The organism is Corallococcus sp. AB049A, assembly GCF_003668885.1.
Taxonomy (GTDB): domain Bacteria; phylum Myxococcota; class Myxococcia; order Myxococcales; family Myxococcaceae; genus Corallococcus; species Corallococcus interemptor.
Genome location: NZ_RAWL01000576.1, coordinates 1 through 4,501 on the forward strand (window position 1 = coordinate 1; position 4,501 = coordinate 4,501).

The window sequence follows — 4,501 nt, forward strand, 5'->3', positions numbered from 1 at the left end:
GCCATCGCCACCCTGTCGCTGGTGCTCTTCCTGAAGAGGCAGGGCGTCCCCGGCCCGCCGCCCAACCCGCCCGCGTGGATGGTGGGCATGCGCACCCTGCGGGAGGTGGGCTACCTCTTCATGGGCTGTGGCTACGCGGCGGCCTTCGCGCTGCTCTTCCAGAAGGAGCGCTGGAAGAAGGTGCTGGGCGTGCTCACGCCCGCGGGCCGCATGGCCCTGACGCTCTACCTCATGCAGTCCGTCATCAGCATCACGCTGTATGACGGCTGGGGCCTGGGGCTCGTGGGCCACACACCCCCGTCGCGCACGGTGCTCATGTGCCTGGGCGTCTTCGCGCTCCAGGTGGCCTTCAGCCACTGGTGGCTGGCGCGCTTCCGCTTCGGTCCGGTGGAGTGGCTGTGGCGCTCGCTCACCTACGGCCGCGCCCAGCCCATGCGCCTGGTCCCCGCTGGAGAGGCGCGCCCGGCGCACTGAGTCATTCCAGGGGGCCCGGATTTGACGCAGCTCCACGCGAAAGCGTGTAGTTCCGGACATGTCCGAATCCCCCCCCGCCGCAGGCCCCATTGACAACTCCGAGCGCGTCCACGTCCTGGACGCGCTGCGCGGCTTCGCGCTGCTGGGTGTCTTCCTCTCCAACAGCCTGAACTGGTTCAACGGCCGGCTGCTCCTGCCGCGCGAGCAGGCCCTGGCGCTGGGCGCGCCGCCGCTGGAGGTGGCGGTCAATTCGCTCTTCGCGCTCCTCGTCGAACAGAAGTTCGTCACCCTCTTCACCCTCCTCTTCGGCCTGGGCTTCGCGCTGCAGATGTCGCGCGCGGAAGGCCGGGGCACCTCCGTCGTGCCGGTGTACCGGCGCCGGCTGCTGGTGCTGATGGGCATTGGCCTGGTGCACATGTTCGCCATCTGGTTTGGCGACATCCTCACCACCTACGCGGTGGTGGGCTTCCTGCTGCTGCTGTTCCGCCAGCGCTCGGAAAAGACGGTGCTCGTCTGCGCGGCGCTGTTCCTGTTCGTGGTGCCCATCGGCTTCTCCGTCGGGCAGCGGGTGCTCCCGGCGCTGACGGGCGGCGCGGCGGAGGTGGAGCGCGCCCAGAAGGCCACGCGCGAGGAGGAGGCGCGGCGCCGCGCGGCGTACCTCGCCGGGCTGTCCAGCGGCTCGGTGGTGACCACCCAGCAGGCCAACGCGCGCTACGGCTGGGACAGCATCCCCAACCCCAACCGCCCGGTGCTGCTGTCCATCATCCTGGGCCGCTTCCTCCTGGGCGTGTGGGCCGGACGCCGGGGGCTCCTGCAGGACGTGGAGCGTCACCGGCCGCTCTTGCGCAAGCTCACCGCCTGGGGGATGGGGGTGGGCGGCGTCATCGGGCTCGTCGTGATGGGCATCAACCTGGCGCTCCTGGGCGCGACGAGCGTGCCGGGCTGGGTGGTGTGGATGCGCGTCGTGAAGGACGTGGGCATCCTCTTCCTGGGCGTGGGCTACGCGGCGGCCTTCGCGCTCCTCTTCCAGAAGGAGCGCTGGAAGAAGGTGCTGGGCGTCTTCACGCCCGCGGGCCGCATGGCCCTGACGCTCTACCTCATGCAGTCCGTCCTGAGCCTGTGCCTGTATGACGGCTGGGGCCTGGGGATGGTGGGCCGCACGCCGCCGTCGCTCACGGCGCTCCTGAGCGTCGTGCTGTTCGCGGGGCAGGTGGCCTTCAGCCACTGGTGGCTGGCGCGCTTCCGCTTCGGCCCGGTGGAGTGGCTGTGGCGCTCGCTCACCTACGGCCGCATGCAGTCCCTGCGCGGGGTTTCCAGCCCGGCGTCCGCGGCGAACTGAAGGGGCGGCACGCGGGACAAAAAAGAACCCCGGGTCCCGCGAGGAGGCGGGAGCCCGGGGTCTTTCAGGAGCGGAGCGCGGCGGCTTCGCCGCGCCCCAGTCCTTCAGGTACTACTTGACCTTGTAGGAGGCCGCCATCACGGTCTTGATGTAGCCGTCGACCGTGGTGTCCACCAGGCTCGGCACACCGACCACGCTGATGTAGTACTTGCCCACCGGGATGTTGCGCAGGATGCAGCTCTCCGTCGCGCTCTCGCGGACGCCACGGCAGTTGTACTCGAACTGGGTCGGGGCGGCGGCGGCGCGGACGTAGAGGTCGGCGTTGCCCTCACCCTCGCCCAGGACGACGGACAGGGTGTTGATGCCGGAGTCCTTCTTGAACTCGGGCACGTCGATGATGAACGTCTGCACGGAGCCCGGCACGCCCGAGAGGTTCTCGATGCGGGTCTCGTTGCCGATGTCCACGTAGCCGCCCTTCCAGGTCACGGAGAGGCTGGTGCCGGAGTAGGACGTGAAGCCCTTGATCATCACGTACCAGACGCCCTTGGGGCCGGAGCTGGCGAACGTGCAGACCTCGCTGTTGCCGGACTTGTACGGACGGCAGTCGTACAGGGAGTCCGTCGGGGCGTTGTTCTTGCGGACGTAGAGGTCCGCGTCACCCGTGCCACCGGACAGCGTGAAGGTCACGTCCGTGGCGCCCTCGGGGATCGTCACGGAGTAGTACTGCTTGCTGCCGGAGGTGCCGGAGATGTCCGTCACGGGCACGCCCTTCTCGATCGGCGTGGTGACCGGAGGAGGCACGGGCACGCCCACGCCCACGGCCTTCCAGGCGTTGCCCACCGAGGCGATCTCCGCCGCGGTGAAGCCCAGCTGCGTCGCGGCCTGCTCCGACGCGGTCTTCGCCGCCTCGAAGTTGGAGGACGCGGTCAGCAGGTCGGTGTTGATCTTGTAGAAGACGCGGGCGGCCTTCTCGAAGCCGATGCCGGTGACGACCTGGGTCGTCTTGCCGCGCACGTGCGTGCCACCCTGGGACATCAGGTAGAACGCGTAGTTGGAGATACCCGAGCTGTAGTGCACGTCCACGCCGGAGCTGTAGTCCGGGTAGTAGTCGAGCGAGTCCCCATCCTTCGTGGGGTTGTCCATGTAGCGCAGGCCGTCGCCCGGGATGTTCGGGGTCCAGACGTCGTCGCCGACGATCCAGGTGTTGGCGTCGATGACCTTGCCCTTGCTGTACCACTCGCAGACCGCGCCGAAGATGTCGGAGAGCGACTCGTTCAGGCCGCCGGACTCACCGGAGTAGGTGAGGTCGGACTCGTTCTCCGTCACGGCGTGCGTCAGCTCGTGCGCCGTCACGTCCAGCGAGTTCGCCAGGTTGGAGGCGTTCACGCCGTCGCCATCGCCGTACACCATCTGGGTGCCGTCCCAGTAGGCGTTCACGTAGTTGTTGCTGTAGTGCACGAAGCTCTTCAGCGTCGCGCCGGCGTTGTTGATGGAGTCGCGGCCGAACAGGTTCTGGTAGCAGTCGTAGACCGTGCCCAGGTGGTCGTAGTTGTTGTTCACGACCGGGTCGGCGTGGGCGGCATCACCCTCCCACCGGGCGCGCACGCCGCCCGTGGGGACGTTCGTGCGGTGCTGCATGTCGTTGACCTGGCGGTTCTTCGCCGAGTGGATGTGCGGAACGCGCTCGAAGACGTCGCCCGTCTTGGCGTTCACGTACACGGAGTCATCCACCGGGGTGGTGTCCGCCAGCTCGCCCTGGACGCGAACTTCGTACGCCAGGATGAGCTCGTTGCCAGAGCGGCGGTACACGAGCTGGGGCTCGCCCTTGGTGTCCGCGCGCTCCGGGGAGCCGCGATCACCGATGGCCGCCGCGATGGCCGCCTCGGAGGCGATGGAGGCCTTGGCCTCGGCCTGCAGGTCGCCGCGGGCGTTGGTGTTCACCGCGAACACGGAGCCGTTGCGCGCGTGCAGACGGACCTCGGCGCCCTGCACCAGGATGCCGTTCTTGGTCACGCCGTAGCGGTAGTGCGTGTCACCGTCGAAGCCGACGTAGGCCTTCTTCAGGAACAGGTCGCTCGGGTTCAGGCGGAACAGCGGCGCCACGCTCGCGAGCACCGGCGCCAGCTGCTGCTGGGCCGCGATGCCCTGGATGGCGGACGGCGCGGGGACGGAACCAAAGGAACCGGTGACGAAGGTGGGGACCGCGTCGGAGTCAGCCGCGATGACCTTCTGGCCCGCCGTCAGGTTGGCGGAAGCCTTCTGGACGTTCGCGTCCTCCGTGTTCGAGGCAGGGGCGCCATCGGTGCAAGCGCCAACCATCAGGGACAGGGCAGCGGCACCCAGGGCGCCGCGAACTCGCTTCTCGTACATGCAAGCCTCCTAAGGGGAGAGATTAGAAACGACTGTGCCACAAGAGTTGCGCGTATTTCAAGTACAGGCGAGATTTCCACTTTTACATCGCTTCTCAGACTTCGAGACTATCTCGCAACTGCTTGAAATGACGGAGGGACTCACGCAGCCCGCGGGAACGGGGTGGATGCTTCAAACCGGTTAGGCGGCTACTTCATGGCTGAAGTACCTGTCGGCGGATGCGTGCAATGAGTGAACGTCGGGGAGAAATTGCCGTCTCATTTATTCCCGACCCGGGTGGGTCCGTGCGGCCACGGACATCCGGCACGGCCCCGGGGG

Annotated in this window: 3 protein-coding genes; 2 read left to right on the forward strand and 1 reads right to left on the reverse strand. The window is 67.8% G+C overall.

The annotated features are described in order from the left end of the window. Nucleotides 1-474: DUF418 domain-containing protein (locus D7X55_RS36390; protein WP_147470358.1), on the forward strand; the 474-nt coding region annotated here is incomplete at its 5' end. Between the two features lie 58 nt (nucleotides 475-532). Next, the gene (locus D7X55_RS36395) at nucleotides 533-1,813 is read left to right on the forward strand and encodes a DUF418 domain-containing protein (protein ID WP_121725434.1); all 1,281 of its coding nucleotides are present in this window, start codon (nucleotides 533-535) and stop codon (nucleotides 1,811-1,813) included. A gap of 111 nt (nucleotides 1,814-1,924) precedes the next feature. Here the strand turns inward: D7X55_RS36395 and D7X55_RS36400 are convergent, their stop codons facing one another. Continuing rightward, nucleotides 1,925-4,183, reverse strand: coding sequence for a M4 family metallopeptidase (locus D7X55_RS36400; RefSeq protein ID WP_120552666.1), 2,259 nt, complete (start codon nucleotides 4,181-4,183; stop codon nucleotides 1,925-1,927). Nucleotides 4,184-4,501 lie beyond the last annotated feature (318 nt).